Origin of the sequence: Rhodococcus sp. LB1 (genome assembly GCF_001583455.1) — a bacterium.
In the GTDB taxonomy this organism is placed as follows: domain Bacteria; phylum Actinomycetota; class Actinomycetes; order Mycobacteriales; family Mycobacteriaceae; genus Rhodococcus_F; species Rhodococcus_F opacus.
This window is the reverse complement of record NZ_LTCZ01000187.1, coordinates 1-3,517: the sequence shown is the minus strand read 5'-3', so window position 1 is coordinate 3,517 and position 3,517 is coordinate 1. Positions and strand designations below refer to the sequence as shown.

4 protein-coding genes are annotated in these 3,517 nt (G+C 69.5%); all 4 read right to left on the bottom strand.

Annotated features, from left to right (window positions below; genetic code table 11):
- Nucleotides 1-99: 99 nt before the first annotated feature.
- Nucleotides 100-2,154 (bottom strand): recombinase family protein, encoded by a 2,055-nt coding sequence (locus AZG88_RS24170; RefSeq protein WP_061699462.1) that lies wholly within the window; start codon nt 2,152-2,154, stop codon nt 100-102.
- Complete coding sequence (locus AZG88_RS24165) at nt 2,121-2,375, bottom strand: hypothetical protein (protein WP_061041392.1); 255 nt, start codon at nt 2,373-2,375, stop codon at nt 2,121-2,123. The genes AZG88_RS24170 and AZG88_RS24165 overlap by 34 nt, the downstream gene beginning before the upstream one ends.
- Before the next feature lie 139 nt (nt 2,376-2,514).
- Nucleotides 2,515-2,991 (bottom strand): helix-turn-helix domain-containing protein, encoded by a 477-nt coding sequence (locus AZG88_RS24160; RefSeq protein WP_061699461.1) that lies wholly within the window; start codon nt 2,989-2,991, stop codon nt 2,515-2,517.
- 174 nt (nt 2,992-3,165) lie between these two features.
- Nucleotides 3,166-3,517, bottom strand: a 352-nt coding sequence (locus tag AZG88_RS24155; RefSeq protein ID WP_231914167.1) for a DUF5372 family protein, incomplete at its 5' end; no start/stop codon positions are given.

Sequence of the window (3,517 nt, the reverse complement as noted above, 5' to 3'; positions counted from 1 at the left end):
TTGATCGACCCCGCCCGCGCCGGAAAACCAAAGGATAAACCTCGGGTTGCATACTGCACCTCTTCGGGTCGGTTCGTGCGGAGTTGACGTTCTAGCTGGTCAGGAGCGTTTCGGGCGGCGGCCGATCTTCGGGCGGTCGGGCGGTTCGTCGGTGTCGGGTGGGGTGTAGAGGTACTCGCCCTTGTCGTTATATCGCTGGCCACCGACAATCCCGGCCCGCCGCCAGGCCTTGATGGTGTCGTTGCAGACGCCGTGGGCGGCGGCGGTCTCGGCGAGGGTGAGCATGCCGGCTTCGCGGAGGCGTTGGCGGCGGCTGCGCAGCCGGTGTGCGCGGATGATGTGGTCGACGATCAGCCGGTGGAACGATTCGCCGGTGCTGCTGGTCAGGCCACGCCGGTTGAGGATGTCGGCGATCTCGCCGGAGGTGTGGTCGTCGAGCAGTTCGTCGACGGCCGCGACGATGTTGGCCGGGGTTTTGCGTTGCTCTCCAATGGGTTTGGGTGTCGGGAGGGTGAATGTGGTGTGATCTCCGCCGGGGAAGCGGAGGTGTGCGGTGATGGTGTCGCTGGTGCGGGTGAGGGTGACGTCGGTGAGCAGCAGTCGGGCGATGCGCTTGCGTTCGCGCTGCGGGGTGTCCGGGTCTTTCCAGATTGCGGGCAGGTCGGTGACCAGTTGATTGATTCGGGCCTTCTGCGCGTCGGTCAGGTGCCCGGTGCCCTCGTGTCGGGCCTTGTCGTAGCTCTCCTGCGCCTGGTTCAGCGCGCGGAGGGCGGTGTTCCAGTCGGCCTCGAGGGTGTCGGCGACCAGCCGGTTGGCGGGGTCGACGGCCAGGTAGCGGCGGCGGGCCAGGTCGGCGAGGTAGTGGGCGCGTTCGACGTGCGCGGCGCGCAGCCGGTCGGCGTCGGCGGCCCGGCGGGTGAGCTCGGCCGAGACCTGCAGGGCCGCTTCGACGGTGAGCGGGGTGAGGGTGTCGATCAGCAGTTGCCCGATGGCCCGGTCGAGGTCCTGGCCGGGGATGGTGGCGCAGACCGGCCGACCGTTCTCGATGCCGTCGCGTTGACACATGTAGGTCGGCACCTCGGTGCCGTGGCGGTGGTGGTAGCGGACGGTCATCTTCAGCCCGCACCGGCCGCAGACGATGATGCCCTGCAGCAGCGCCGGTCCTTCCCGCGGCGGCCCGCTGCGGCGCTCGAGCCCGTGTGCGGCCGAGTTGGCTTGCAGGCGTGCGAGGTTGGCGTCGTATTGGTCGAGGGTGATGTATCCGGGGTGGGCGCCGGGGATGAAGGAAACCCACTGCTCGCGGGGCAGTTGCGCGGTGACGGTTTTGCCGCCCGGCAGCGTGCGCTGGCTGTGCCGTCCGTAGGTGAAGGCGCCGGCGTAGCGGGGGTTGTGCAGCACCCGCAGCACGGCGTGGTGCGCCAGCGGTTTCCAGTCGACCTCGCCCTTGTGGGGGCCTTTGAGGTGCCGCCAGGGGAACAGCAGCCCGGCGGTGCGGAACGCCTTGACGCACGCGGTCGCCGATCCGGTGGCCTCGAAGGTGGTGAACAGGTGCGCCAGGGCGCCGCGGACCGCGGTGTCGGGGTCGAGGATGACGTGGTGGGCGGCGTCGTAGACCAGGCCGACCGGCAGCGGCATGATCAGCTCGCCGCGGCGGGCCTTGGACAGTTGCCCGCCTCGCAGCCGGGCCTTGATGAAATGCAGTTCGGCTTCCGACATTTGGCCTTTCATGCCGAGCAGGAGTCGGTCGTTGAAGGTGCGGGGATCGTAGAGGCCGTCCTCGTCGCAGATCAGGGTGCCGGTCATCGCGCAGAGTTCGAGCAGTTGGTGCCAGTCGGCGCTGTTGCGGGCCAGGCGGGAGCATTCGAGACCGAGGACGATTCCGGCCCGGCCGAGGGAGACGTCGGCGACCAGTTGCCCGAAGCCTTCGCGGTCGGCGGCCGAGGCGCCGGACTGGCCCTGGTCGATGTCGATGACGGTGATCTGGTCGGCGGCCCAGCCGAGCGCGATGGCCTTGCCGCGCAGGTCGTATTGGCGGATCGCGGACTCGGTGTTGTGCAGAACCTGTTTGAGGCTGGACTGGCGGACGTAGAGCAGCGCCCGGCGCTGCAGGTGAGCGGCGGTCACCTTGGACGGGCCGGTGGTGTCGGTGAACATCGGTGGGCTTCTCCTCGCGGCGGTAGGGACGGGGGCGGCGGATCGGGGCCGGCGCCGGCGAGCGCGACGGCGGCCAGGACGTCGATCAGTTCGGCGGTCAGTGCGCCCGACAGCTCGGCCGGACCGCCCGCCGTCGGGCCGGGGCCGCGGGCCGGGGTGCGGTCGCAGGTCAGCCGGGTCAGGGCCCGCCGCCAGGCGGTGATGCCCCTGCCGACCAGCACGCCGAGCCCGAGCGGGAACGCGCGAGCACGTTCGTGCAGGGCGGCGTGACGGAGCTGTTCGTACCGGGTGTCGAGCGGGCCTGTGTCCCGGTCGGCGTCCGGGGACTGCGGGTCCTCCCTCCGCTCGAAGGCGGGTGAGTCAGCGGCTTTTGGAATGCTCCCGGACGCGGACCACCGCTCGCTCGATGGAGCGGGGGTGCACGCGCACACCGAACCGCTGCTCGATCGGCTCGACCAGGGCGGCCGGTTTCAGTGCGGGATCGCCGGCGAGCTGCTGCTCGGCCCAGGCCAGGATCTCGCCGGTGAGCTTGTGCCCGGCGCGGGGGCCGGGCTTGGCGGCGACCAGCCCGTCCAGTCCGCCCTCGGCCAGCGCGGCGGCCGCCTGGTAGTAGCTCTGCCGGGAGTACCCGAATGCCGCCGCGGCCGCGGTCACCGATTGGCCGTCCACCAGGACGGCTCGCACCATCTCGTACTTGACCTGCACCGCGTCCCGGGCGTCGAAGAACTCCTCGGTCGCAAACTCCGGGTCGGCCACCCGTTCCGGGTGCGGGTTCAGGCTGCGGGCCTCGCGCAGCGCCGCCGTCTTGGGGTCCTCGGGTGTTGCGCGCCGGGTCATGTCGCCTCCTGAACCATGCGATCGTCAATATAATTATGACGACGCTGCGCTGAAGAATCTTCGCGACACACCGACTACCATCCATTATCTGCTGCAGCACATACAGATTTGCAATTGGGGACTCGTGTTCGCGTCCGGATCGAAAGGTCGGTCGTGGCATAATCCGCCTGACGTTCACGGCGTAATCCGCCTGACTTCTTCGTCACCGTCGCGCTGGGCCCGGAGCCGGTCGATCAGATCCGCCACCGCCAGCAGCCCGTCGGTGGTGAACGCGCAACGCCCGTCGGCGACGACCACGAACGGGTCGACCGGGGCGATATCGGTCCACCCGGCCGGCAGGGAGAACAGCTCTCCGTTCTCGTCGTGCAGGTGGACCCGGTCCTCGCCCCAGTTCTGCCGGTGCGCCACGAACTCGAAGTCCCGGCCGAACAGTGGATGGAACCGGTGTGTCACCCGCACACGTCGGTACCGATCGTCGAGATTGGGTGTAGTCGACGACGTGGGACAAACCCAGGATCGAGCGCCC

Coding starts and splice junctions, on each gene's coding strand:
- AZG88_RS24170 (WP_061699462.1), bottom strand. CDS start 2,154: ATGTTCACCGACACCACCGGCCCGTCCAAGGTGACCGCCGCTCACCTG.
- AZG88_RS24160 (WP_061699461.1), bottom strand. CDS start 2,991: ATGACCCGGCGCGCAACACCCGAGGACCCCAAGACGGCGGCGCTGCGC.